24 protein-coding genes are annotated in these 26288 nt (G+C 30.2%); 8 read left to right on the top strand and 16 right to left on the bottom strand.

The window, feature by feature from the left end:
• Positions 1–497: 497 nt before the first annotated feature.
• The 5 genes from ACREWB_RS21780 to ACREWB_RS21760 all read right to left on the bottom strand — a co-directional run bounded on the left by ACREWB_RS21780 (position 498) and on the right by ACREWB_RS21760 (position 5563).
• Positions 498–1907: a Na+/H+ antiporter NhaC family protein gene (locus tag ACREWB_RS21780; RefSeq protein ID WP_431549577.1), complete on the bottom strand. Its 1410-nt coding sequence runs from the start codon at positions 1905–1907 to the stop codon at positions 498–500.
• Between the two features lie 30 nt (positions 1908–1937).
• On the bottom strand, positions 1938–2591 hold the full coding sequence (locus ACREWB_RS21775; protein WP_431549582.1) for a hypothetical protein: 654 nt from the start codon (positions 2589–2591) through the stop codon (positions 1938–1940).
• Positions 2592–3104, bottom strand: coding sequence for a hypothetical protein (locus ACREWB_RS21770; protein WP_431549576.1), 513 nt, complete (start codon positions 3102–3104; stop codon positions 2592–2594). It lies immediately after the preceding gene.
• A gap of 214 nt (positions 3105–3318) precedes the next feature.
• Positions 3319–4704, bottom strand: a complete 1386-nt coding sequence (locus ACREWB_RS21765) for a sigma-54 interaction domain-containing protein (protein ID WP_431549575.1) — start codon at positions 4702–4704, stop codon at positions 3319–3321.
• 10 nt (positions 4705–4714) lie between these two features.
• A complete protein-coding gene (locus ACREWB_RS21760) occupies positions 4715–5563 on the bottom strand; it encodes a DUF1186 domain-containing protein (protein ID WP_431549574.1) in 849 nt (282 codons plus the stop codon).
• Positions 5564–5770: 207 nt separating this feature from the next.
• On the opposite strand from ACREWB_RS21760, the gene ACREWB_RS21755 reads away from it, so the two are divergent.
• Positions 5771–6457, top strand: coding sequence for a DUF1287 domain-containing protein (locus tag ACREWB_RS21755; RefSeq protein WP_431549573.1), 687 nt, complete (start codon positions 5771–5773; stop codon positions 6455–6457).
• A gap of 46 nt (positions 6458–6503) precedes the next feature.
• Here the strand turns inward: ACREWB_RS21755 and ACREWB_RS21750 are convergent, their stop codons facing one another.
• Positions 6504–6662: a hypothetical protein gene (locus ACREWB_RS21750; RefSeq protein ID WP_431549572.1), complete on the bottom strand. Its 159-nt coding sequence runs from the start codon at positions 6660–6662 to the stop codon at positions 6504–6506.
• 834 nt (positions 6663–7496) lie between these two features.
• Between ACREWB_RS21750 and ACREWB_RS21745 the strand changes: the two genes are divergently transcribed.
• The 4 genes from ACREWB_RS21745 (at position 7497) to ACREWB_RS21730 (ending at position 9785) form a co-directional block, all read left to right on the top strand.
• Positions 7497–7787 carry a CD3324 family protein gene (locus ACREWB_RS21745; RefSeq protein ID WP_431549571.1) on the top strand — a complete coding sequence of 97 codons (291 nt, stop codon included), beginning with the start codon at positions 7497–7499 and terminating at the stop codon, positions 7785–7787.
• Between the two features lie 150 nt (positions 7788–7937).
• Positions 7938–8858, top strand: a complete 921-nt coding sequence (rsgA, locus tag ACREWB_RS21740) for a ribosome small subunit-dependent GTPase A (protein ID WP_431549570.1) — start codon at positions 7938–7940, stop codon at positions 8856–8858.
• 82 nt (positions 8859–8940) lie between these two features.
• A complete protein-coding gene (gene mntA, locus ACREWB_RS21735; RefSeq protein WP_431549569.1) occupies positions 8941–9360 on the top strand; it encodes a type VII toxin-antitoxin system MntA family adenylyltransferase antitoxin in 420 nt (139 codons plus the stop codon).
• Entirely contained in the window at positions 9357–9785 is a 429-nt protein-coding gene (locus ACREWB_RS21730; protein ID WP_431549568.1) for a HepT-like ribonuclease domain-containing protein, read from the top strand. Before mntA ends, ACREWB_RS21730 begins: the two co-directional genes overlap by 4 nt.
• Before the next feature lie 199 nt (positions 9786–9984).
• Here the strand turns inward: ACREWB_RS21730 and ACREWB_RS21725 are convergent, their stop codons facing one another.
• Together ACREWB_RS21725 and ACREWB_RS21720 are read right to left on the bottom strand one after the other, a co-directional pair.
• On the bottom strand, positions 9985–12171 hold the full coding sequence (locus ACREWB_RS21725; RefSeq protein ID WP_431549567.1) for a beta-propeller domain-containing protein: 2187 nt from the start codon (positions 12169–12171) through the stop codon (positions 9985–9987).
• Complete coding sequence (locus ACREWB_RS21720) at positions 12168–12677, bottom strand: sigma-70 family RNA polymerase sigma factor (protein ID WP_431549581.1); 510 nt, start codon at positions 12675–12677, stop codon at positions 12168–12170. Before ACREWB_RS21720 ends, ACREWB_RS21725 begins: the two co-directional genes overlap by 4 nt.
• Before the next feature lie 393 nt (positions 12678–13070).
• On the opposite strand from ACREWB_RS21720, the gene ACREWB_RS21715 reads away from it, so the two are divergent.
• Positions 13071–13931, top strand: a complete 861-nt coding sequence (locus tag ACREWB_RS21715) for a YitT family protein (RefSeq protein WP_431549566.1) — start codon at positions 13071–13073, stop codon at positions 13929–13931.
• A gap of 18 nt (positions 13932–13949) precedes the next feature.
• Here the strand turns inward: ACREWB_RS21715 and ACREWB_RS21710 are convergent, their stop codons facing one another.
• Complete coding sequence (locus ACREWB_RS21710) at positions 13950–14855, bottom strand: MBL fold metallo-hydrolase (RefSeq protein WP_431549565.1); 906 nt, start codon at positions 14853–14855, stop codon at positions 13950–13952.
• Between the two features lie 159 nt (positions 14856–15014).
• Here ACREWB_RS21710 and ACREWB_RS21705 point away from each other — a divergent pair, with 159 nt between their 5' ends.
• Positions 15015–15503: a 4Fe-4S binding protein gene (locus ACREWB_RS21705; RefSeq protein WP_431549564.1), complete on the top strand. Its 489-nt coding sequence runs from the start codon at positions 15015–15017 to the stop codon at positions 15501–15503.
• A gap of 149 nt (positions 15504–15652) precedes the next feature.
• On the opposite strand, the gene ACREWB_RS21700 is transcribed toward ACREWB_RS21705, so the two are convergent.
• From ACREWB_RS21700 to ACREWB_RS21685, 4 genes are all read right to left on the bottom strand, one after another.
• A complete protein-coding gene (locus ACREWB_RS21700; RefSeq protein WP_431549563.1) occupies positions 15653–16270 on the bottom strand; it encodes a LysE family translocator in 618 nt (205 codons plus the stop codon).
• 183 nt (positions 16271–16453) lie between these two features.
• Positions 16454–17983: a histidine ammonia-lyase gene (gene hutH / locus ACREWB_RS21695; protein WP_431549562.1), complete on the bottom strand. Its 1530-nt coding sequence runs from the start codon at positions 17981–17983 to the stop codon at positions 16454–16456.
• Between the two features lie 62 nt (positions 17984–18045).
• Entirely contained in the window at positions 18046–19353 is a 1308-nt protein-coding gene (locus ACREWB_RS21690) for a Na+/H+ antiporter family protein (protein WP_431549561.1), read from the bottom strand.
• A gap of 24 nt (positions 19354–19377) precedes the next feature.
• A complete protein-coding gene (locus tag ACREWB_RS21685) occupies positions 19378–20226 on the bottom strand; it encodes a histidine racemase CntK family protein (protein ID WP_431549560.1) in 849 nt (282 codons plus the stop codon).
• A gap of 188 nt (positions 20227–20414) precedes the next feature.
• On the opposite strand from ACREWB_RS21685, the gene ACREWB_RS21680 reads away from it, so the two are divergent.
• A complete protein-coding gene (locus ACREWB_RS21680; RefSeq protein ID WP_431549559.1) occupies positions 20415–23468 on the top strand; it encodes an AfsR/SARP family transcriptional regulator in 3054 nt (1017 codons plus the stop codon).
• 27 nt (positions 23469–23495) lie between these two features.
• Here ACREWB_RS21680 and ACREWB_RS21675 read toward each other — a convergent pair whose 3' ends face one another.
• Genes ACREWB_RS21675 through hutG form a run of 3 tightly spaced genes read right to left on the bottom strand, consistent with a single transcriptional unit; the run spans position 23496 to position 26227 of the window.
• The gene (locus ACREWB_RS21675) at positions 23496–24362 is read right to left on the bottom strand and encodes a formate/nitrite transporter family protein (protein ID WP_431549558.1); all 867 of its coding nucleotides are present in this window, start codon (positions 24360–24362) and stop codon (positions 23496–23498) included.
• Positions 24363–24419: 57 nt separating this feature from the next.
• Positions 24420–25199 carry a folate family ECF transporter S component gene (locus ACREWB_RS21670; RefSeq protein WP_431549557.1) on the bottom strand — a complete coding sequence of 260 codons (780 nt, stop codon included), beginning with the start codon at positions 25197–25199 and terminating at the stop codon, positions 24420–24422.
• A 14-nt stretch (positions 25200–25213) separates the two neighbouring features.
• Positions 25214–26227, bottom strand: coding sequence for a formimidoylglutamase (hutG, locus tag ACREWB_RS21665; protein ID WP_431549556.1), 1014 nt, complete (start codon positions 26225–26227; stop codon positions 25214–25216).
• Positions 26228–26288 lie beyond the last annotated feature (61 nt).

Below are 26288 nucleotides of genomic sequence, written 5' to 3'. Positions count from 1 at the left end.
ATTACATACTATTTAGTCTTACGACTAAAAATTTACTTCTTTTTACTAAAGTAATTGACTGGTTTAGCAAAATATTATTTTGCTATTCTTTACCTATTTCTCTGTTTAATTTTCAAAGACCAATTTGATTGTTTGCATTCGTCAATTGCTGACGACTTCTACTATAATACTAGATGTTTCTTTATCTGTCAACAAGTTTCTAAAATTTATTTTCATTTAAATACTAATTGAATAATAATCAACATTTAATTTACTTTGACACCGCTTTGCGACGACAAGAAGTATTTTATCACATAAATAAGAGCATAATTTAGATAAACAAGTGTTCTAACTAAATTATGCTCTTATTCCTAACTATAGGTTTAAATATTTCAATATATCGCACTTAGACACGCTAGGCTAAATATCGTAATAAAGAGTAAATCATTTCAGTGAATATGGGATAAACTTTACTTTTAATCTAAAAAGCACAATAATTTAACATCTTTCTCAATTCATTAACCAAAAATTAAACCAATGATTAAATATAGTACCGTAGCAGCCACTGCAACCGTCAATGCATAAGGTAGTTGTGTTTTAACATGATCCATATGATCAGAAGCAGCACCAGTAGATGCCAAAACAGTAGTATCTGAAAGCGGAGAACAGTGATCTCCAAATACTCCTCCGCCTGCAACTGCTGCAATAGTAGCTAGTACTAATGGAGTAACCACATTACCTGTAAATATAAAAGCAAGCGGTACTGATAAAGGCATAACTATGGCAAAAGTCCCCCATGATGTCCCTGTAGAGAACGCAATAATTGCTGCTAAAACAAACGTTAATACAGGTAACAAACTTGGAACTAACCAACTTTCAGTTAATGAAATAATATAATTAGCTGTACCCATGTTCTTACTTAAGTTATTGATTGAATATGAAAGTGCCAATATGATTATAGCAGGCATTACGCCTTTCATCCCTGCCATAGCAGTTTTCATGATTTCATTAAATGGCATCCCTTTAATTCTCATAATAATACCCAATACAATAGCTGCTGCTAAAAAGGCCTCCATAGTTTTAGCAGATTTAAGCACAATAAACGTTCCTACTGCAATAGAAATTACTATTAAGACTGGAAGGATAAATGTTAACAACACATTAACCTTAAACCCCTCGTAGACAGGTGTGTCAGTTAATTCTTCACCTAGTAATGGTTCTGCATCATCAGCAAACACTTTTCCTTCGTTTATCGCTCTGTCTTCCGCTTTTTTCATAGGTCCAAACTCTGGAATGATTTTCATAGCTGTTAGCCCTACAAAAGCAACAGCCAATATGGCATAAAAGTTATATGGAATTGCTTTTGTAAATACCATCATTGCTTCAGAACCATCCTTGATAGGTCCCATCCCAACAAGTAACCCTGAAATAAATACTGCCCAACCAGTAATTGGAACCATAACACTAACTGGTGCAGATGTAGAATCTGCAATGTAAGCTAATTTCTCGCGGGATATCTTTGCTTTATCAGAAAGTCCTCTCATAGTAGAACCTACAAACAATGGACTAAAATAATCACTAAAAAATACAAACATACCCATAACCCACGCAACTAGTTGTATGCCTACTCTACTAAGTTTTTTATCATCCATAATTTTAGTAAAACCTTGAATAGCACCGGTCCTTTGAAAAAATGCGATTAATATACCAATAAATAACTCTAATAGTAATATCCAAGAAAAACTAGTAGTACCTAAAGATACTTTTAATAGAGTTGGAAATCCAAGAAGACCTTCCCCCATAACTAATACTCCTACAAGACAAGCTACCGCTAACGAGAATATAGCATTTTTTGTTTTGAAAGCTAATATAATTGCAATCGTTGCTGGTAATAATGATATAATACCTAAACTTTGACCTACTTCCATTTTAATACCCCCTCATCAAAATAATAATAATTAGATTTTTAAAGAATTTTCTGATCTTGTCATCGTAGCTGGTGGCGCAGGATCTAGTTTCTCGTCTAATATATTTAATATTTCTTCAGGTCTTACCCAAGGCCTATTTTGGATGGCACTTGTTTCTTCATGAGTAACGTACCCCTTGTACACAACTAAGCTTCGTCTTAAATAACCGTCTTTTATACAAGCTTTTTTTATACCTAAGTTAAGAATTGATCGAATATGAGGCAATACAGAAGCAGCATATGCTACGGATACTGAGTTAGCAATACAACCGGGAATATTACCTACACAGTAGTGAACTATTCCACTTTCTATATATGTAGGGTTTTCATGTGTAGTTTCATGAAAAGATTCAATAGCACCTTTGTCATCATTACTTATGTCTACAATTACAGATCCTTTTCCCATTAGATTAAGCATGCCACGATCAATCAAGTAATCTGCATTTCCTTTGGGCCACTTCACACAATTTATTACCATATCAATTTCAGGAAGTAATTTTTTAATATTTTCTTTAGTCGAAAATTGTGTATTAACCTTTTCATTATATAGTTTTCCAATTTCTCTCAATGTCGCCATGTTAACATCCATTAAAGTACACCATGCTCCTAATGACTGGAGAACTTGTAATGCAGACTTCCCAACTATTCATCCTCCAAGAATAAGCACTTTGATTCCAGGGGCTCCTGCTAAACCACTTACAAATTTGCCCTTTCCTCCATTAATAGTAAGCATTGAGTATAATCCCATTAAAGCGCCTTGCTTCCCTGCTGCCTCGCAATTAACCGAACCGTATCTGTGGGAATCTTCCGCAGTAAATGCAATGCATTTACTGTCAATAATAGCCTGGACTTCTTCTTCATGTGCCGCTGGATGTATGCAGGTATATATTATTAAATCTTTTCTTAGTAAATGATACTCTTCCTTTTGGATTTCTTTAACTTTTGCTATTAAATCACATCTACCATACATTTCTTGAAGTGTTTCTACTATTTCAGCACCTTCATTCACATATTCCTGGTTACTAAAGCCAGCATTTAACCCAGCATCTTTTTCGACAAGAACAATATGACCATCACGTTTAATAGAAGCTACTTCTACAGGAGTTGCTATTACTCTAAACTCACCAATTTTAACATCTTTCAGTACTCCAAATATCATTCCATTACCTCCTAAGATAATTAATTTTACTTATTATTATCTTAAGCAATATTTATGCCAAAAAAATTATTGGGGGAAGGTATTAGGATTTATACTAATTCAACTTATAAAGTTATACAAAAAGCTCATAAGTAAACATTTACATGCTCATTTATGGGCCTTTTATATTATTATATTAAATCATACTTTAATATCTAATTATATTATATAAAATTCATTTCAATTTATAATAATTAACTTTTCTTTGTAATGTTTGTCTTGGCACGTTAAGTAGCTTCGAAGCCATTGTAACATTGCAATCACTTGATAAAAGAGCTTTTTCTATCAAAGATTTTTCATGATTCTCCATGTTTTCTCTAAGCGAAATTATTTGAGGTTTTTTATCACTATGGTTCATTTCTATAAGTTCTTTAAATTTTTCCTCTATATCCAAAAATTCTAATTGCTGCTTGTTCTTGTTAACAGTACTTAATCCATAGATTATTACATGTTCTAGTTCTCTTATGTTTCCTGGCCAATCATATGACATAAGCTTTGAGCAAAGCTTTTTAGAAACATACTTTATATTTTTATTAAAAACTTCATTATATCTACTAATATTATAATTTACGAGAAGCGGTATATCGTCCGATCGTTCCCTTAATGGTGGAATTTTTAAAATCATAACGCTTAACCTATAATAAATATCTCTTCTTAATTGCCCTAACTTAATTGCTTCCATTGGTTCAATATTGAGCGTTGATATTATCTTAATATTAATTTTCTTAACTTCTTTTGAACCTACGCTTCTGAATGTTCCGTCTTGCAAAACTCTAAGCAGTTTCGGTTGAAGATGAATTGGCATAGAGTTTATTTCATCTAAAAAAAGTGTTCCGCCATCTGCAAGTTCTAATAATCCTATATTATCAATTGCACCTGTAAATGCCCCTTTTGCAGTTCCAAACAAAATACTTTCCAACAAATTGTCTGGTATAGCAGCACAATTTTGAGCAATAAAGGGAGCATTTTTTCTTTTGCTTGAATTGTGTATAGCTTGTGCAAAAAGTTCCTTTCCGGTACCTGTTTCTCCATATATCATAATAGGAACGTCACAGTTTGCAGCTATTTCTATATGCTCTTTAAGGTCAAGCATTTTTTTATTGTTAGATATAATATTATCAACAGAATAAGTTGCAAATGTTTTATTACCATGAAGTTTTTTTACATTAGCATTTTTAAACATTTCGCTATCTATTTTAATTATGTTTGTACCGTCTTTGTTTCCTATTTCAGAAGAGGATAAATCAATAGCTCCTACTATTCTATTCCCAGATTTAATAGGAATAGATAAAGAAGTTATCTTTATATCTTTTTTTCCTTTGATTTTAAGTGTTTGATTCTCAATATATATTGGCACTCCCATTTCCATAGATTTATAAGTGGTACTGCTTTCATTAGTGAGTTTTTCATAAACATCAAAAAAATTCTTTCCTATAACCTCCTGGTTATCTTCACTAGGTGAATTTAATTTGTCGTTAAGTTTTGCTGCAAATAAAATTTCGCCCGAAACATTAATAATAGTAATAGTGGTAATTATTTTTACTCTTGTACCAATTTTCAAAATATTTCTATTATTTTCTTTGTTTCTTTTTAGTAGCTTTTACTTGCTTCTTTTTATTTTTCTTTTTACCTTTGTTAGATTTACTACTTTGCATAATATGTTGAGGCTTATCCTTAGCAGTATCTTTTCTAAAACACACCCAGCACCCAAGCTCAGCTATAGTGTCCTCAATAAATGCATATCCTTCATTTTTAAGATTCGGAAACTTTTCGCTATCATGGATTTTAATAGCCTCATTCACTTCTTCAAATTCTATAAAATCATCCTCTACCAAATTATCTTCATAGGCCTTTTTTATATACTCATATAATTCATTAGGCCCAGCTTCACACGAACTACACACAAGTTCATTCCAAGCCTGCGAAAATTTTCGTTCAAGTTTTCCTTCATATAAACTTTTATAGTATTCTACAACTTCACTTTGAGAGATAACGCCCTCTCCCAAAAGAACAATAAAGGATTTAATAGCAGCACATCTAACATATTCATTAACACTACTATCTTCAACTAATCTTTTTATTGATTGGGTGTCTCCACCGCAAACTGATGCAAGGATTTTGTGTAATTCTTCCGTAAGAAGATCACCAAACATATCATCTGGAATTTCATCTGGCAAACTAACTAAATCTATAATAAGACTTATACTTTTCACTTCTTTAAACTGTGCCAACAAGAAACACGCATAAATATGTGCAAAATAATCACGGTCTTCTATAATATCTTCATAATGTTCCATAGCATTTTTTAATATATGTAGTAATTCAGGGATAAACTCTTCCTTACGATTTATTATTTCCTTTAATTGTTCTTCCGGAAATTCACCGTTATTATGCTGGATTGCTTTAAGTAATTCATTCATAAATTTAAACTCCTTTTGATATTGATTTTTGACGAAGTTATCTAATAACCTAATCCATTAATAATATCAATGCTTTATAAATTTATCAAGAATAATTTACAGTAAACCTAGATGTTTTATTATACTAAAAGGCTACATCGATCATTATGTTGTATTATTATGTAAATATAAATGGTATAATTATAAAATAACTGGGATGGTGATAAAATGAAGAAAAAACATATTTTAATTTTGATAATTATATTTTTAATATTAACTTTTGCATATAAATATATACCTTATAAAGCTATTATAAATGAGTATGTTATAAATATTTTTAAACCAAAATTTGTGGTACCTGAAAAGTTTTCTAAAATAGATAACAACAAAAACGGGATCGCCGATACATTAGATGTAGTGAACGGTGCGTATAATGAAGTACTTAATAAAACAAAATATGAAAGTAACTATTATAGCGGCGGGTTTCCTCCAGATAGTGAAGGGGTGTGCACTGATGTGATTTGGAGAGGTTTTAAAGCTGCTAACATAAATTTAAAAAATCTTATTGATAAAGATATAAGTAGTAATACTAAACTCTATTTGAGAGTGCAAGGCACGCCAGACCCTAACATTGATTTTAGGCGTGTGCCTAATCAAGATGTATATTTTAGTAGACACTGCCTTAGTTTAACCACTGAAATTAAATCTAGAAATGCTGAAAATTTAATAGAATGGCAACCTGGTGATATTGTGGTATTTACAAAGGGATATGAACATGTTGGTATTATTTCTAATAAGAGAGATAAAAATGGGATTCCCTACGTTATTCATAATACAAAACCTCATGCTTCTACTATGAAACTTTCTTGGTTTACAGCCCCTATCCATGCCCATTATAGATGGAAGTTCAACTGAAAAGCTCACGCCCTTAGGCGTGAGCTTCTTTTATACTATGACAATTCTATTTTTTAGGTGTCTTAGATGTCTCATCATCCTTAACCTTCTCTAGATAATCCTTTTGACCCACAATATTTTCTTCAAAATTTTCTACTGCATTTTTGGTATAGTTACCTACTCTTGCCATATTAACAAATTTTCCTCCATTAACACTTTTGTTCATGATAATTTCCTCCTCCGTGAATTTTAAAATTTAAACGTCTAAGACAAAGATGCTTAATATTAGTATCTCAAATTAAATGATATTCTACTTATACTAAAAAACAATTATAATAATTCTTTATCTTGAGATTCCATCTCATGTTATGTAATAATATATTTAACCGGTAATCTTTGTGAAAGGAGATGGTAATATTGATCATAACTAGGAGGTGGCTTTTGACCTAATAAAAGGTTAAAAGTTTACCAGTAAATATAAGGGAGGCATTATGTCTCCTTTATATATCAACTTACCACTTGCCAGGTGGTTTCCCAATTTTTATTGGGGTGGCACCAACAGTTGACATAAATATACTTTTGTAATAAAATTATGTTGTGTGAATAGTTAATTTAATTAAAAATAATTCAGATGAAGGAGATGTTTTTATATGATAAATTTAATCGTAGCTTTTGAGGTGCTTAACCTATAACTAAATATTGTTCGAAAGCAGTATAAAATTTTATAGTAAAGTTTTTATAATATACCTATAAAATATGAAATGGGGCTTATTGACCCTTTATTTTCTGTGCTTTCGAAATTTAATTAATAACCGTCATCTGAAACGTTAAATAGAATTTAAAGTTTGGCAGAATGCACGAAGTTATCGTGTATTTTTTATTGCCTTTTTTAATATTCCCGTGGATGGTTTTTATATCCACGGGATTTTTATATGGAAAAATAAAGTGGTTTGGCAGTTAATAACTGTTTATCTTACTAATAAATACAAGGAGGTGGTTTCAATGATAAGTTTTAAATCAATATTGAATTACATTGAAAATAAAGAGGAGGAATTTTATATTGTGTTACAAAAACGGAAAAGATATACTGCCATCGGCACTTTTAAAGGAACTGCAAAAGTATATTCAAGGAGAAATATTATATATTCCAAAAGAGGATAATGTTCGCAGTGCTTGGGGTGAAAATAATGGTACTCGAAAGCTTCTACGTAAGCGGAATTTAGCGATATACAAATCTTATAAAGCCGGAACCAAAATTATAACACTTACAGAAATTTATAATCTATCAGAGGATAGCATTAGAAAGATTATTTTTAATATGAATAATGAGAAATTAAAATTAAATGCATAGGAGAGGATTTTTATTTATAGTTTAAAACAATTAGGATGGGAAGAATTTTATAAGGAGGAATTTGACACTCTTATAGAAGATGGTTATAGCGTAGCAAGAGTTTTCGCAGAGCATAAGCATATTTATAAACTTTATACAGAGCACGGAGAGATGCTTTCAGAGATATCAGGTAAACTAAGACATGAGACAATGGATGGAGAGGAATTTCCTTCAGTAGGAGACTTTGTGGTAGTAAGTCTTAGACCTTCAGAAATGAGAGCTACTATTCATAAAGTTCTTCCTAGAAAAAGCAAGTTTTCAAGAAAGGTTGCAGGAACTAATACTAAAGAACAAATTGTTGCTTCAAATATAGATACAATTTTTCTTGTTAATTCCTTAAATAAAGATTTTAATGTAAGAAGAATAGAGAGATATTTGATTATAGCCTTAGAGAGTGGCGCAAGTCCAGTTATTTTGCTTAGTAAGGCTGATTTATGTGTAGATTTAGACGAAAAACTAAGAGAAACAGAAAAAGTAGCCGTTGGCGTACCAATTCATATAGTAAGTGCAATTGATAATAGGGGTATGGATGATTTAAGTCAGTATTTGAAGCCTGGCATAACAATTGCATTACTTGGTTCTTCAGGTGTTGGAAAATCCACCTTACTCAATTACCTAGCCGGAGAAACGGTTCAAGAAACAAAGGAAGTTCGCGCGGATGATGATAGAGGAAGACACACTTCAACCTCTAGAGAAATGTTTATTTTAGATAATGGTGCTATTATGATAGATACCCCAGGAATGAGAGAATTGCAGCTATGGGGTGGCACTGAGGGTATAAGCGAAGCCTTTGAGGATATAGAAGCATTAGCATCTAAGTGTAGATTCTCAGATTGTATGCATAAAAAAGAACCAGATTGTGCCATAAAAAAAGCTCTTGAAGATGGCATTATTGATGAAAAGAGACTTAAAAGTTATTTAACTCTACAGAAGGAAAGTATAATGATTGAGAAAAAGCAAAATGACATAACCAGAATAGCTGGGAATAAAAAAAGCAAGAAATATATAGACCACAAGTTTAGAGGTCTTTAATTCTACTTTTTATATTTTAAACTTGCCACTTGCCACGTGGGTGGCACTTGATTTATAATTAATGTAAAGTGGGTGATTATAAATGAGTAAATTATATGGTAAAGATAAAATAATAGAAAATTTAAACTCTAAAGAAGTAACTGATTTTATAAATAAAAATAATATTACAACTTTAGTAATGTTTGGAAGTATAACTAATGATGACTTCAATCAAGAATCAGATGTTGACTTAGCCCTTCTAGCTGATAAAGAAATTGAATTAGAAAATATATTAGACTTAGAGTTATTATTAGAAAATCTTTTAAATAGGGAAATAGATATTTTAGATTTGAGAAGCGAAGCCCTAGATTTATTCGTTAAGATAAGTATTTTGAATACTGGTAAGGTAGTCTATACTAAAGATAAATGTAAATCTTTAGAAAACTTATATGATGAAACTGATAAAATATATAGAGAAAATGAGAACTTTATTCATTTCAGAAAGGGGGACGTCTTATTATGAACCAAGAAAGATTAGTAAAAATAATAGAAGACATGCAAGAATGTATTGCTGATATAAATGAATGCTTAGATGTATTAGAGAGTAGAAAAGATGATGCACTAATCATTAAATTATCCAAATCAAGTTTAAGACAATTATTTGTTAGCTTCCATACCATATTAGAAGACTTTTGCTCTATTGTTCTTAAAGAAATAAAAAAGTATAGAATAGGAATAACACTACATGAGAGTCTAGTAATATTGAAAGAAAGTGGAGTTATAAAAGAAGATACCTATACATTTCTTGAAAAATCCAGGCTTATCAGAAATAGAATTTCACATAGATACAAGGAGCCTAAATATGAAGAATTACTCCAGCATATTTTAAAATATAATAATAACTTGGAGGATATAGTTAAAATATTCAAGTCTTATGTGAGCAGGTAAGCAAGTAAAATAGTGTGTTCGTTTTTCCCTTTTGTTTGAATATTAAACTCCCATCCTTTTGACCCGTTAAACATTATTACTTTTTTATCTATTGAATTAATAAACAATATAACTTTTTCAATATCAAATAACCGTGCATAAATTAAAAATGTACGGTTATTTCTTGGATAATTAAAATACCTAAAACACTTACAATTTGTTAATCTAACATAGGCGCTATATACCTAACTCCTCCATCTGTGGGATAAACTTTCGAATAATCAAAAGTCTTTAACTTTAGCTTCGATTTTTCCTTCAGTGTATTTAGGTCATTGGCTTTTATTAAACCATTTGATAATGTATATAAAGTATCCTTTATATATATAATTCTCTCTACAAAATACTGACCATCAAACATTGAGTTCTTTACTTCACCATTGTGTGTTATTCTTCCTTTTAGCTTTATACCATTTACTAAATCAATATTATAGATATAAGCTCCTTGATATCCCTCTTGTGAAGTATTAGTTTTACTATTATAGTCATTTTCATAAACAGGAAGTGCTAGTAGATTTTTCCCCTTAGAGAAAAGCAGTGCCTTATGGTTGTTTAACACCTCTGAATAAGTACCTGCACCACCTATTGTTGTCATAAACTGCTGAACTGGTTTAGCTACATTACTTACATCAAAGATTGCGATTTTTATGCCCTTAGTTTGCGCTCTATCCTCACCACCCTCATTAATCACATTAGTATCCATTCCAAAGCCTATTAAATGCGTCTCGTCATAAGGATGCAAGTAATTGCTGAATCCTGGTATCTTTAATTCACCCAAAACCTTTGGACTAATTGGATTCTTTAAATCTATTACAAATAGTGGATCCATAAGCATAAAGGTAACTATATATGCCCTATCGCCAATAAATCTAACGGAATAGATTTGTTCTCCATTAGCAAGTCCTTTAAGCTTACCTACTACTTTCATCTCTTTATCCATTACATAAAGATTATTACTAATTTGATTTTCTGGTTGAACACTACTGTTTTGTTTATCAGGAGAAACACTTGATGTTGTAGATTCTTCTAAAGCCATTGGCCATACATTAGAATAATTGTATTCAGTTGTAGCAATTCTAAAGTAATCGTCTTTTTCATCCATAGAAAACTGGTTCGTGATAGTACCTGGCACTTCACCTTTAGCTACAAATTTCACACCTGTATCCTCATAAGCAAATTTATAAAGTATAGTACTTATGGTTCCATTATTTTTTTTATTCTGAGTCCACTTGTTACCTGCTATATACAAATTCTTATCCGAGGAGTATATACTATTTCCCGAGCCTAGAATTGTGCTAACATTCACTTTTTCTTTATTATCGTAAACATTGAAAGCTGCCACCATTATATAATTTGGCTCAACTGAATCAGGTAGGTAATTTATTTTATTAAAATCAATAAGGTTCTTGCCAGTACCAACCGCACTATCTTTATAATAAACCTTACCTATATTTGCATCTTGCTTAACATTACCTATATTATTCAGATTTTTATTTGTAATAATATACACTCTTGACCCAATCATTCTAGCTGAGTTGTAAAACCCGTCTATTTCAATGTCTCTTACTTTTTTAATATTTTTTTTATTAGATACATTATAACTTATAACCTTTGTAACCTGAGACGATGGCCTCATAATTGATTTCCTATTTTGGTCACTATTCTGTATACCTATATTTTGATAGCTATTGCCAACGACTACCAATATATTTTCCCTTAAGAAAATGCCATTTACATTATAATTATCATCAAAGGTAATATTGTTTACGTCCTCCATATTGGAATCTGCATCTGTTTTTATAATATTTATAATTTTTTGAGAATTAACCTTAAATATATATTCTCCATCTGTTTTCACCAAATCTTCCTCGTCTACCCCTTCAACCTGAAGATTTGTTCCTGAATGGTCTGTAGCAGCATTGGCGCGTGCATCTTTATTGGCTGAAACTCCTGCTCTGCCACTATCTATACTGCTTGATTCAGCTTTTGCACTCTCTTTCATCATAGGTAATGATTCATCTCTAGCAAAACCATATATCCTGCCATCATTTTGATCAATGTAAGTCTTTAGCAATTTCTGAAGATTTTCAGATGACCCCACAGTTGGTAGTGCTATACTAGATTTTACTGCAATAAGTGGCGCATCACTAGTAATAAGGCGGTTTGCCATTGAATTAACCCCAAATGCTAAAACAATACCTGCTGCTATTATTGTAAGTGGTTTCACCGCACGTTTCCTCTTATAATCTCGCCCTTTTTTTATACCGTTTTCTATAGCTAAATCCAACTCTTTTGGAACCTCTGTATTATCATATTCTTTTTTCAGCTCATTCATTTTATCACTTTTCATAATAACTCCTCCTTTAAATCTAGTCTAAGTTCCCCAAGTGCTTTATAAAGCATCGTTTTAACAGTTCCAAGTGGACATTGCAGTGTCTTTGCTATTTCCACCAAAGTCAAATCATGAAAATACTTTAATATTACGATTGTTTTATATTTTCCTTGTAACCTGTCAACTGCAACCTTAATATCAATTATTCCTTCATCATTCGCTGTAGTTATCAAAGTATCAGATTTTACATTTTCCTCAAAGGATACAAGTTTACTATTTTTATTTATAGAGTCCAGCGATGTATTAATAAGTATCCTAGTTAACCATGTATTAAATAAACTTGGCTCTTTTAGCTTTTTAATCGATATATAAGCCTTATAAACTGTCTCACTGACAATATCCATAGCCTCTTCTTTGTTTTTAACATAAGCAAAGGCAGTTTTATAAAGCTGACTTTTTCGTTGACTTAGGAGTTCATAAAAAGCGTCATCATCTCCCTTTTGAGCCAATTTTATCATTCTCATAGTATCCAATTTCAAATCCTCCATTTCTAATATAATTTTGTAATTAAACACTCTCTAATTGTAGATAATTATAATAAATTTACTTAATAACAATTTTTTTTTTATGCTTATACTAATTAGACGGTCTATAACCCCATTTAGTTTTAATTAAATCATATAAATATTTTCAAAAAACAAAATACCCTATCTTCATATGAAGATAGGGATAAATCCGAAATTTATTTTAACTTGCCACTTGCCACGTGAGTGGCACCATTAATATTGCTTCCCAATATGGTACTATTGTGGCACAATATAAATAGAATAACAATATAATTGATTTTCCTTTAATAGATACCAACTAACCACCATAACAGTCTTTAAAAAAGATTTTCATTCGAAAGGGGTAACAAAATGCACAACTATATAAACAAAAGTATCATTAAGAATATTTTATTTATAATGCTAGGAAGTTTGATATCTGCTCTTGGAATTAATTTATTTATTTCCAATGCACAGCTTTTAAGTGGTGGTGCTACTGGTATATCTTTAATCATTCAATATTTATTTAAATTTCCTGCTGGATACACTGTACTCTTATTAAATATTCCATTATTAATTTTAAGCTATAAATACCTTAATATCCGGTTTACTATCCTTACATTTATAGGTATAATCTCATTTTCACTATTCTTAATTTTAACCGCTCCGTTAAAATCACTTATTACCACAGATGATACACTTATATTATGTTTATACGGTGGGGTTTTAAATGGAATTGGCATAGGAACACTATTTAGCAATCACGGTTCCGCGGGAGGCGTAAATATTATTTCTGCACTTATAAAAGTAAAACATGATAATTTTAAAATAGGACGAATATCCTTTTTCATTAATATTTCAATTGTTTGTATCGCTACTTTCTTTTTTGGAATAACCAGTGCTTTATATACTGTTGCCGCTATGTTTATAACGGCAGAAGTTACTGACAGAATAATAAATGGAATAAGCAAACAAAAATTAGTTCTTATTATTACTCAAAAGGAGAAAGAAATTTGCGATGGAATCTTGTATAAAATGCATAGAGGGGTTACTTTTTTATATGGTCAAGGTGCATATACTGGTAAAAATGAAAAAATATTATTTTGTACGATAGCACTCCATCAGATTCCCGAATTAAAATTAATTGTTAAAGAAATCGACGATAATGCTTTTATGATTACAGTCGATGCTTCTGAAGTTAGGGGAAAAGGGTTTGTAAACGATTTAATATAGTAATTTTAATAGTAGATACTAATCCTCTGATAATCCTTTTGAATATTTAAGAAATCCCTTATCCATATTTAAAACTAGAATCCCTGTTTCATTTAAATATTCAACATAAGACTTTAACATTCTTTCTATCATTGTATATCTATATCTGTTTTTCACATTAATATTAAAATTTTTAATAACCGCCTTAAGGATATCTTCCATTGTCATAGCACCTTCTATGACGGTAGCTATTTGAGTTGCTCTATCCTTATAGAAATCTATATTATCCGTTATAAGCTTTGTAATATCATCATACATACCTTTGTGTGCCACTATATATTTACTATATTTTAAATCATATAGCTTTGATTTACTTTTCAAATCCTCACTAAGTATATAAGCATAGGGCATTTTAGCTCCTCTCATGACTTCATAGCTTATGAGGGCATCTGCTAAATAAGCAACATCATCAGGAGTAGTAATACATATATGTGCAGGACTGTGTCCTGGTGTATGAATAATATTAAATTTAACGCCTCGCACATTTATACTATCTTGGTTATTCAAAATCATAATATCTGTAACGCATACCATATGTCCAAAATGCTCAGAAACATCAGATAATGTTTGGTTATTGTAATACATTTTAAGATTCACTGTAGAACTGCAAATAAGCGCTTCATAAGCTGGCATGGCGATAATACAATTATATTTACCTTTTAAATATGCATTATTCCCTACGTGATCTACATGAGCATGAGTACATATTATAGCAACTACTTTAAAGTTGTTTTGTTCTAAGAGTTCGTCTATTCCTTTTTTCTCTCCTTGTGCCCATCCTGAGTCTAGCATAATAATTTCTTCATTATTAATTTTATAAAAAGGTATGTACGTCATACCTGTATTAATGCAAAATGTATTTCCCTTTACTTCTATAATTCTCATGTGTTAAATTCCCTTCTTTTGTGCTCTTATATTATTTAAACCACTAAAAACATTCTATTTTAGATGCTGATAAATAAATAATGTCTTAATCTACCATTGACGTATATACCCCCTACACGTATAATAAACTAGAATTAACTATACACGCGGGAGGTATTTATGACAAGAAAAAAATCACATCAAAGTTGGTCATGGATTATAATGGTTTCATTTATTTTACTTTCAATATTGGATATTAGATTTGGATTACTAGGAATTATATGCATGACTATGCCAATGTACCATGCTATACGTGGAAAAGGTAAAATTCACTGTTCACATTATTGTCCTAGAGGCTCTATATTACAAAAATTTTTAAAAGAAATCAGTTTCAATAATGCTCTTCCTGTGCCAATTAGAAAACACGGCAAAAAAGTATTATTGACTATAATGATAATGTTATTTAGTTTTTCTATGTATCATGCAGGACCAAATATATATAGAATAAGTTTTGCCCTATTTCGATTTATGACAGCTTCCCTAACACTAGGAGTTATAATGGGAATCATATTTAAACCTAGAAGCTGGTGTCAAGTATGTCCTATGGGATACGCTACCGAGCTCTTAGCAAAGTCAAAGTCAAAATCAGAGTCAAAAAAAGCTGCTTAAATATATCGTTCCATTGTTAACTAATTATAAGTACATAAATAAAAATAATTTATCGGCTTATCTTAAATAGACAAGTCGATTTTTTTATTAATTTATATGAACTTGCCACTTGCACGTAGGTAGCACCTTTAAAAGATTAGGTGGCCCCACTAGAATCTTAGTATTCCTTTTAGGATACTAAAAATACCAAATATAATAATAACCGAACCAATTATTTTATCTATAAAGTCAAAACACTCAAATTTATATGTTTTTTTATATTTTTCTATTAAATTTGTAGTTATTAACCATATAATAGAAGATCCTAAAAATATCGATATGACAAATGTCATATGCTGTAACGTCGTCCCATGATCTACATATATACCTATTTTAGTAAATATAGCAAAGAAAATTAAAAATGTCATAGGATTTGATAACCCCATTAGAAAATGTTTGAAAAATGGATGTATTTTGTCCGCTTCATTATCTTCCTTTAATTTTTTTCTTTCTATTCCACTACTAAGAATATTAATTCCAACTATTAAAAATAAAACTCCAGTTACACCATTAATGAGATATCTGTGGATATTCACAAAATTATTAATAAAGCTTATTCCTAAAATTGCAAGCGAAGAATAAACTAAATCTGCTGTAATTGTACCAACTGCTGAAAAAAAACCTATTTTCCACCCCTTATTTATAGATCTTTGTATAGATAAAAGCCCGAGAGGCCCAACAGGAAATGAAACAAACATACCTATAATAACTCCTTTTATTAAGAACATTTCTATAATTCCACCCCTTATAATCGCTCAATATTAATCAATAATCCCCAATTATTTACTATTATTATACCACATCAAATAAACAAGTAGTAAAAAAAACAATTAATATAAGAGGCTATCTAAAATTACTTTTAGATAGCCTCTTATATTCAAATAAAATATTTTTTTCTACTATTGATTATATTAATATTCTATTTCTACTACTTTTTCTACTGATTCTAATATTTTTCCACTTTTAACAAGTTCAGTTACTTTATCTAAATTTTTATACATAATTACATCATATTCATTAAAGTCTACAGTTTTTCTAACTAAATTGTAAGCTTCTTGAGTTGCTTTCCCAAGTTTGAATCCAGATCCTTTTCTAAAATCTATAGCTTGACATGCAGCTAATATTTCTGTTGAAACTACTCTAGATGCATTATCAACTATATCTCTAGCCTTTCTTGCTGCTATTGTTCCCATACTAACTAAGTCTTCTTGATTAGCTGAAGAAGGTATTGAATCTACTGATGCAGGATGAGCTAATATTTTATTTTCAGATACCAAAGCTGCTGCTGCATATTGTGTAATCATGAATCCTGAGTTTAGTCCACCATGTTTAGCTAAAAATGCTGGCAAATCATTTAACTGAGGGTTGATAAGTCTTTCTAATCTTCGCTCAGATACACTAGCAATTTCAGCTGATCCGATTCCTAAGAAATCAAAGCTTAATGCCATAGGCTCTCCGTGAAAATTACCTCCCGAAATTACGTCTCCCTCTTCTGTTACTATAGGGTTATCTGTAACTGAATTTATTTCTGTTTCAACTTGAATTTTTACATAGTTTATAGCATCTTTACTTGCACCATGAATTTGTGGTACACATCTTATTGAGTAAGCATCTTGTACTCTTACCTCACCTTGCCTTGTTACATAAGTACTACCTTCAACTAATTTTAATATGTTTCTTGCTGTTGCTAATTGTCCTGGCTGTGGTCTTACCATATGAATTCTTGGATCAAAAGCATCTGTAATTCCCCTTAGTGCTTCCATTGTTAAAGCTGCTGCTATATCACTAGTTTTTAATAACCTTATAGCATCATAAGTAGCTAAAGCTCCTGTTGCAGTTAAAACTTGAGTACCATTTATAAGTGCTAAACCTTCTTTAGCATCAAGTTCTATTATAGGAATTCCTGCTTTTTCCATAGCAACTCTACCTGGTAATATTTCTCCTTTATATTCTGCTTCACCTTCACCAATCATAGGTAAAACCATATGTGCAAGCGGTGCTAAATCTCCTGATGCTCCTAAAGATCCTTTTTCAGGAATTGTTGGATAAACACCTTTATTAATCATTTCAATTAATGTTTGCAGCGTTTCTGGTTTTATTCCTGAATATCCTTTTGATAGTGCATTAGCTCTTAAAAGCATTATAGCGCGTACAACATCATTTGGGAATTTAGGACCATATCCACAAGCATGTGAACAAATTAAATTTCTTTGAAGTGTTTTACAATCTTCTTTTGAAATGCTCACATTACAAAATTCACCAAAGCCTGTAGTTACACCATAAACTGCCCTTTCATTTTGAACTATATCATCAATTATCGCTCTTGATTTTATAACTCTTGCTATAGCACCTTCTTTTATAGAAACCGTGCAACCCTCTCTAGCTATAGCTACCATATCATCTAAAGTTAAATCATTTCCTGTTAAAACTATTTCTCTCATTTTTATTCCTCCTAAAAATTTATTAGTAATTTATTTAAAGTAAAAAACTATGGTTATTTAGATTAAAATATTAGCGAACCTATAACCCCAAATATTATTAATGGTATATTAAAATGTAGGAATGTTGGCACGCATGTATCCCATATGTGGTTGTGTTGGCCATCTACACTTAATCCTGATGTTGGTCCAAGTGTACTATCTGATGCTGGTGAACCTGCATCCCCAAGTGCTGCAGCAACACCTATTAGAATTATAATTCCCAGTGGAGTAAATCCAAGTTTCGTTGCAAGTGGACAGTAAATTGCAGCTATTATAGGAATAGTACCAAATGAACTTCCTATACCTACTGTTACTAACAAACCAACAAGTAACATTAATATTGAACCTGCTAATTTACTTCCACCAACCATAACCGCAACGGCTGAAACTAAAGTTTCGACTGCTCCAGTTTCTCTTAGAACATCACCATAACCTGCTGCAACAAGCATTACAAAAGCTATTAATCCCATTATTTTTATTCCACCATTCATAAGTTCATCAACTTGATCAAACTTAATTGCTCCTGTAGCAAATATTATAACTAATGCTCCCAATGCGCCAAGAGGAAGAGATCCTGTAAGAACTTGAATTACAAATGCAGATATCGCTCCAATTAAAGCACACCAATGCTTTCTTGTCATCTTAATATCTTCATCTCTAATTTCTTCAATTCCATCTATTTGAACATCTTTATATTCTCTTGGTTTTCTATAAGTAAAGAATACAGCTACAAGCATACCAATAACCATTCCAATACCTGGAAACCACATAACTTTAAAAACATCACTTAGTGCAACTTGTACTCCATTTCTCGCCATCTCAGCTTTTATAATACCATGAAATATAAGACCAAATCCTACCGGTAAAACAACATATGGAGTCTTTAATCCAAAGGTAAGTGTACAAGCAACTGCTCTTCTATCTATTTTAAGTTTATTCATTAACCCAATTAATGGTGGTATTAGAATTGGAATAAATGCTATATGTACTGGAATAAGATTTTGAGAAAAACAAGTTATAAAAGCTAATAACATTAAAAACACATATTTCTTTTGTCCTACAATCTTAGATATTTTTTTAGCTAAAATTCCTGCTAGTCCAGTTTTGTTTACTGCTACTGCTAAAGCACCAAGTAATACGTAACTTAATGCAGTTTCAGCATTTCCACCCATTCCTGAAATGAGTATCCCCATAGTCTCACCCAAGGACGTACCTGAAACTAAGCCCGCAGTCATAGCTGCAATTAATATAGACAACATTACATTTAACTTAAAAAGACATAAAACTATCATTACAATAACCGAAACAACAACTGCATTAAATAATAACATATTTTTCCCCCTTTTGGTTAATTATTATAGATAAACTTTACCTTCAGCAACAATTTCCACCTTACCATTTAAGAGAATTCTTTTTATACAGCCATTATACCATTCAGTGGCTACTTGAAGCTCTCCGCCTGGTTGCACAACTAAAATATCTATGCTTTTTTCTTGTTTTAGCGTTAATGCTACCGCTAAAGCACAGGTACCTGATGCACAACTTCTTTCCCAAAATAAACTATCAGTTCCCTTAACATATACTAAAGGTTGCATGAAATCCTTTTCATAATCGTAAAACATAATTCCTATGGCATCAAATTTTGTATGCTCTAATTTATTTTTAACGTTATAAAAAAAATCTTCTTTATCGAGTATTCCATTGCTGTCTACTATTAAATGAATTATTCCTGGAAACTCTACCATTGCACACTTGTAAACGGTTGCATTGTAATTAACATAAAAATCTTTAGTTTCTTTAACTAAAGGCATAATAATTTTAGAATTATATTCAGTACCTTTCAGATGTTCTACTTCACAGTTTATTACTCCATTAAATCCTGATACTTCTAGTGGAACAATAAATCTATTATTTTTCATTTCAACACAAGGATACTCATTGTAAGCCAAAACCGCAGCTAATGATCTTGCAGCATTTCCACAAAACTCACCTCCCATCATCTGAAGTTTGATGCAATTTTTACTTTTTCCTTCTTCTGTACAAGGTTTTTCTATAAATCCAACCTGTTCAGCATAAATGTTTCCATACTCCATAATTTTATTAGCAATATTGATATGAAATTGTCTCGGTACAGGATCTAAAACAAAAATTGTCATATTTTCTACTGGATTTACTTTAATAAAATGCAACTTTATTTTTGTCACTTCCCTTCTTTATTCTTATTATAACTTATCATAAACATCAAAACGTCAAATAAACCTATATTTTCTTGGAAATTGTACATGAAAGATTAATATGAAACAATTTTTGCATTTTATTTATAGTGTAGTATAATTTATAATGTAGTATAATTTATATAAGAATGTTTATGGTGTTACAAGGGAGTGATTTGGTGAATTATATACATTGTGAAATGTTTGGTAATTTTCGTGCAACTGTCAATAAAAAAGAAGTATTTTTACCTTATAGTAAAGCTCAAGGCCTTTTTTGTTATTTACTTATAAATAAACAAGATAACAGGGAACATATATCGGAACTTTTTTGGGCTAATCAAGAAGAAGGAAATGCTAAAAAGAATTTAAGAAATGCTATCTATAAAATAAATAAATGCTTTAATATCCCCATATTAATATCTCCTAAAAAATCAGTGATTATGATTAATTCAGATATAGAAATAGAAGCAGACGTATATCAGTTTATGAGTGATGAAAATGAAATAGAGATTTTCAAGGGGGAATTTCTACAAGGATTTTGTCCTAAAAATGCAGAAAATTTTGAGGTATGGTTATTAGAAATACGTGAAAATCTAGAATGTATATATATTAATAGATTGAATAAAAAAATAGAAGTGGAATTACAAAATAATAATTATGATATAGTTGAAAAATATTCAAAACTATTAATAAAAACAGATGAATTCAATGAAAATGCTTATATATATTTACTACAAAGTTATAAACATCAAGGTAAATATAACATGGCAATTGAAACATACAATAATGTTAAAAAATTATTTAAAGATGAATTATCTGTTTCTCTTGATGATAAAATATTAAATATAATTAATGAAATAATAGATATCATGAGAACTAAAGAAGTTACTAAAAAAGCTATTGAATTTTTCTTTGGAAGATATAATGAAATGAGAAAACTACAAAATAATTATAATGATTTTGTAAACGATAACTGTTCTAAAGCAGTGCTTTTAGTCGGCGAAGCTGGTATAGGTAAAACTAAGCTCAAAGATAAGTTTATAGACATAGTAGATAAGAATACAGTTTATGTTTTAGAAACTTATTGTTATCAATTTGAAAAAGATTGCATTTTAAAGCCATGGACTGTTATAGTATCTAAACTCTCTGAAATTATGAAAAAAGAAAACATAGAAATTCCACTTTTATGGGAAAGCATTATAGAAAATTGTTTTTCAGAGGTTAATGAACCGGATAATAATGAACAAAGTATTAAAATATCAGATAGAAACTATACTTTAAAATATGAACTGGTAGGAAATATAATTAATGATATACTTTTTAAAATATCACACAAAAAGAAAATAATACTTGTTTTTGAAGATATCCAGTGGAGTGATTATGGTAGCTTAACATTTTTAAGCAATATGATTTTACATAATAATCCAAATATTTTGTGTTTCATGACATATAGAAATGAATACAATATTAAAATAGATGAATTTCTACTATCAGCAAATAAACATAATAAAATTATAAGAATAGATTTAAAAAGATTTAATAATGATGAAACAGAAAATTTCATTAAAATTGGTCTTCCAAAAGGTAATTTTACTAAACAGATATTAAATAAAATTTACAATGAAACTGAAGGCAACCCATTCTTTTTAACAGAATATATCAATACTATAAAATTTAATAGTAATATAAATCTTATGTCTTCTAAAATGCACGATATAATGAAAAGTAGGTTTTTAGATGTATCTGAAAAATGTAAAAACATTTTAAGAATCTCATCTTTATTTTTTGACGAAATACCTTTATACATCTTACATGAAATCACTGGGGAAGATGAACTTAATATAATTGATGCAATAGAGGAACTTAAAAATAAATTTATATTAATAGAACTTAACAACAATCATATAATTACCTTTATGTTTACCCACCAAAAGTTAAGAGAATTTATTTATAATAATCAATCTTTGGCAAGAAAAAAAATTCTTCATGACAAGATAGGCTATATTATAGAAAAAAAACTTTTAAATAATAAGAATGATATAAGTACTTATAATAAACTTGTTTATCATTTTTCAAATGCAGATAATTATTTAAAAGCGTTAAAATATAGTATAAAAAGTTTAAATGTATATTTAAATTTTAGTCATGAACTTTACCCAGTTCTATATTATAAAAACATTAAATCTTATGATGATTTGTATTTTAGTAACACTAAAACCATTAAAAGTATAAAAAAAATAGAAACACTACTAACAAAAGTACAAAATAATTATGGTAATTGTAACGATGTCTTAAAACTCGAAATCGAGTTTTTACACATTAAAGGACGATATCTTATAAGAGAAGGCGATTACGAAAAAGGTGTGGAGTTTATAGAAGAAATGATAAAAAAAGCCAATGCAATTCAGGATTCAGATTACTCTCTAGATGGGTATAAACAGATGATATACTATTGTATTCAGACTAATAATATTGATAATATGGTTAAATATGTTAATTTAGGTTTAGATAAAGCGACGACTTGTAATTATAATATGGAAATAGGAATATTTTTAAGATTTAAAGCATTATATAAAAAAATGCAAGGAAAATATGATGAATCAGAAAATCTATTTAATGAGTCTATAAATATCTTTAGTGTAACTAAAAGTGTAGCTGATAAATATGCACTAAGTATAGCTGCCGCTTATAACTACATAGGAGATATAAGAAGACAAAACATAAAATTTGAAGAAGCTTTAGGTTTTTTTACTAAAGCAATAAACATATGCAAAGAAAAAAAGATATTTACCAGCCTTTCTATTTTCAATATAAATGCAGGTGAAACATGTTTTAATATGGGCAACTATCCAGATGCAAAAATATACTTCCAAAATGCTATGGATATATATAAACAATTTGATTTAAAGTGGGAAAAATCTATTGTGGAAGCCTTTATGTCTAAAATAATAATCAGTGAAAAAAATTATGAAAGTGCCTTAAAGTATTTAAAAAAATCAGATTTACATTCAAAGTTACTAAAAAACCCTCATGAAATTGGAATAGTATATATGGTAAAAACTCAAATTAAAAGTGAAATGAAAAATAATAATAAGTTAGATAAAATTTTTAATACATACTTGGATAAAAGCTTTCAATATTACTATGAAAAAAGTATTGAATTTTTAACTGCATCAAATGATAATTATGAAATAACCTTGCTAAAAAGCTTAATAAAAGACAATAACATGTAGAGCTTATTCTCTACATGTTATTGTCTTTTATGCTGATTTACGAAACTGAATATTTACTTTGTCAGTTTCTTTTAAGTAAGTAAACCAGTATGCCATTCCTACGAATACGGCTCCTCCAATTATATTGCCAATGGTTACAGGAATTAAATTTTTCACAACAAAAGTTCCCCAGTTTAATTGAGCTAATATTTCTGTTGATAAATGAGACTCAGCTACCCACCCTGGATTTGATTTTGCCATTATTCCCGCAGGAATATAGTACATATTTGCTATACTATGTTCGAATCCTGATGTTATAAACAGCCATATTGGAAAAAACATAGCAAACAATTTTCCTATCATATTTTTTGCTCCATAGGACATCCATACCGCTAAACACACAAGCCAGTTACACATGATTCCTAAATATAATGCAGACATAAAGGATAATCCAACTTTATAAGCTGCAATTTTAATAGTGACCCCACCTAAAACATTTGCACCACTATTAAAAAGACCCGATTCTACCATCATATAAGCAATAAATACAGAACCAATAAAATTTCCTAAATACACAATTGACCAGTTTTTGAGCATTGTACTCACTTTAACTTTACCTTTTAAAACACTGATAATAATCAATGTATTTCCTGTAAATAATTCACCCCCTGCAATAACAACCAACATTAATCCCGTTCCAAAGATTGAACCAGCAAGAACTTTCCCTAAACCATAAGTTTCAGGTTTTGCAAATAAATTAAAAGCTGCCATATTAGATCCTTCTGAGGCAAATGCAATAAATACCCCTGCTAAAATACTTAAAACAAATGATGCTGTTATAGGCATTCTTGTTTTTTTAATGCCTACCTCTATGGTATTATTTGCAATATCTTTAGGTGATAAACATTCGCTCATAATCATCTCACCTCCCTTTTAAAATTTAACATTCGTTAATCTTATACAATTAATATATTAACATTTAAGATCTACTCTAAATACCAATTCATATACATTTAGAAGTATAGATATAATGTACGACTCAACTAATATCATTAGAGATGCCTCTGAAATTCTAGGAATCCACAAAAACATAAAACCTACACTAGAAATTCCTGGAATAAACAATATGAGAAAATAAGTATTAATAGTTGAGATTGCCAATGTAGGCCCCCCTATTGCAAACAACATTCTAATATAATTATCATATAGTTTATTTTCACTCTTATTTCTTTTAATACAATTATTAATAAACAAAATTACAAAACCAAGTAGTGCTATAATCTCAAATCCAATACTAATAAACTGAGCACTCTTTCCAAGTGAAATTATTAATTTTCCTAAATATGTTTTCGGAAAAATTAATATTGCAATATTATTAAAAGCTCCAATTAATCCTATAATTACAAAAGATGTAACATAGTATTTACCTAATTTATCAGTATTAGTAGTCTTTACATATTTCCATATTAATCCTGGAATAAGACCTGCAAGCACAGCTGTTATAGTAAAAAGTGGAATGTACGGTCCCATAGGTCTTAGAATATATGCAATAATATCAACAATTCCACCAGCAAGTGCACCATAAATAGGTCCATAAATAATTCCAGGAAGAATATAGAAAATAGCATCAAAGCTAATTCTCATTGCTCCTGCGCCACCGATTGGAATCATTATACTAAGCGATCTTATAACTACTGCAATTGCAATAAAAACTGAAGTTGAAACTAAATTTTTTGTGCTGATCTTGTACAAACATACCCACCCCTCTAAACAGATAAACTATTTATTTCACAAAGTGTATTGATTACAGAAAAAATTAGTACAGCTGCTAAATTTGCAGTAACATCATCTTGGTCAAACCTTGGTGAAACTTCAGCTATATCAAAACTTACTACTTTATTTGACCTTAAAATATATTTAATACACTTTAATACACTTTCAGGATCCAAACCAAGTGGCTGTGATGAACTTACCCCTGGTGCAAAAGCTGTAGAAAATACATCAGAGCATATAGTTACATAGATATAATCCTTGGATGTTAAGAAATTATCTATTTCTCCCGTGAGTTTCCAACTATCACTATCTATAATATCCTTTGCAATCAAGTATTTAACTCCAAGTCTATCCGCTGTTTTGAAAAGATCTATGGTATTGCTATGTTTTTGAACTCCAATGCACATATAAGAATACTGAAGATTTTTATCTATGCAAACATCTGCTATTTGTCTGAACATTGTTCCCGAACTGGCTATTTTTGTATAAGGTCGTAAATCAAAATGAGCATCAAAATTTATTATGCCAATATTAGGCTTTTGGCTTTTTTGTAACAAGTGATCTAAAACACCCATATAATTTCCAAAAGCAACTTCGTGTCCACCGCCCAAAACGATAGGGAAAAGATTTAAACTTAAGATTCTTTTGACTGCTTTAGCTAGAGCAGCTTGGCTTTCCTCAAGAGAACAGTCTTCACACAATATATCTCCTGCATCGAAAAGTTTTACTTCTTGTAAAAAATCACAAGGAAGATTAGATAATGCTTTTCTTATACTTTGTGGTCCCTTTACTGCTCCAGTTCTTCCACCGTTACGTCTTACCCCTTCATCACAACAAAAGCCAATAAAAGCAAAACCCAATTTTCCAGTGTATGTAGTTAAATCTTCCCTCTTTAAATCTATTATCTTTACCCATTGATGCCATCTAAAAGCATCATAATTATTTTTACTGTCAGTTCTTCCATTCCAATCTCTTTTATCTGTTATTTTGTAATTTTTATCAAACATACTAGCCTCCTGTTTATTAAAAAATAACCCAAGGCAAATTTTATTTTACCTTAGGCTTAGA

Source organism: Clostridium sp., assembly GCF_050717635.1.
In the GTDB taxonomy this organism is placed as follows: Bacteria; Bacillota; Clostridia; order Clostridiales; family Clostridiaceae; genus Clostridium_AD.
The sequence above is the reverse complement of the archived record's forward strand: the minus strand, read 5'-3'. Positions and strand labels throughout refer to the sequence as shown.

What these genes read in the sequence shown, in the direction of transcription:
- ACREWB_RS21780 (WP_431549577.1), bottom strand. Translation starts at nt 1,907, where the DNA reads ATGGAAGTAGGTCAAAGTTTAGGTATTATATCATTATTACCAGCAACG.
- ACREWB_RS21770 (WP_431549576.1), bottom strand. Translation starts at nt 3,104, where the DNA reads ATGATATTTGGAGTACTGAAAGATGTTAAAATTGGTGAGTTTAGAGTA.
- ACREWB_RS21760 (WP_431549574.1), bottom strand. Translation starts at nt 5,563, where the DNA reads ATGAATGAATTACTTAAAGCAATCCAGCATAATAACGGTGAATTTCCG.
- ACREWB_RS21755 (WP_431549573.1), top strand. Translation starts at nt 5,771, where the DNA reads ATGAAGAAAAAACATATTTTAATTTTGATAATTATATTTTTAATATTA.
- ACREWB_RS21750 (WP_431549572.1), bottom strand. Translation starts at nt 6,662, where the DNA reads ATGAACAAAAGTGTTAATGGAGGAAAATTTGTTAATATGGCAAGAGTA.
- rsgA (WP_431549570.1), top strand. Translation starts at nt 7,938, where the DNA reads ATGCTTTCAGAGATATCAGGTAAACTAAGACATGAGACAATGGATGGA.
- mntA (WP_431549569.1), top strand. Translation starts at nt 8,941, where the DNA reads ATGAGTAAATTATATGGTAAAGATAAAATAATAGAAAATTTAAACTCT.
- ACREWB_RS21730 (WP_431549568.1), top strand. Translation starts at nt 9,357, where the DNA reads ATGAACCAAGAAAGATTAGTAAAAATAATAGAAGACATGCAAGAATGT.
- ACREWB_RS21725 (WP_431549567.1), bottom strand. Translation starts at nt 12,171, where the DNA reads ATGAAAAGTGATAAAATGAATGAGCTGAAAAAAGAATATGATAATACA.
- ACREWB_RS21720 (WP_431549581.1), bottom strand. Translation starts at nt 12,677, where the DNA reads ATGAGAATGATAAAATTGGCTCAAAAGGGAGATGATGACGCTTTTTAT.
- ACREWB_RS21715 (WP_431549566.1), top strand. Translation starts at nt 13,071, where the DNA reads ATGCACAACTATATAAACAAAAGTATCATTAAGAATATTTTATTTATA.
- ACREWB_RS21710 (WP_431549565.1), bottom strand. Translation starts at nt 14,855, where the DNA reads ATGAGAATTATAGAAGTAAAGGGAAATACATTTTGCATTAATACAGGT.
- ACREWB_RS21705 (WP_431549564.1), top strand. Translation starts at nt 15,015, where the DNA reads ATGACAAGAAAAAAATCACATCAAAGTTGGTCATGGATTATAATGGTT.
- ACREWB_RS21700 (WP_431549563.1), bottom strand. Translation starts at nt 16,270, where the DNA reads ATGTTCTTAATAAAAGGAGTTATTATAGGTATGTTTGTTTCATTTCCT.
- hutH (WP_431549562.1), bottom strand. Translation starts at nt 17,983, where the DNA reads ATGAGAGAAATAGTTTTAACAGGAAATGATTTAACTTTAGATGATATG.
- ACREWB_RS21690 (WP_431549561.1), bottom strand. Translation starts at nt 19,353, where the DNA reads ATGTTATTATTTAATGCAGTTGTTGTTTCGGTTATTGTAATGATAGTT.
- ACREWB_RS21675 (WP_431549558.1), bottom strand. Translation starts at nt 24,362, where the DNA reads ATGAGCGAATGTTTATCACCTAAAGATATTGCAAATAATACCATAGAG.
- hutG (WP_431549556.1), bottom strand. Translation starts at nt 26,227, where the DNA reads ATGTTTGATAAAAATTACAAAATAACAGATAAAAGAGATTGGAATGGA.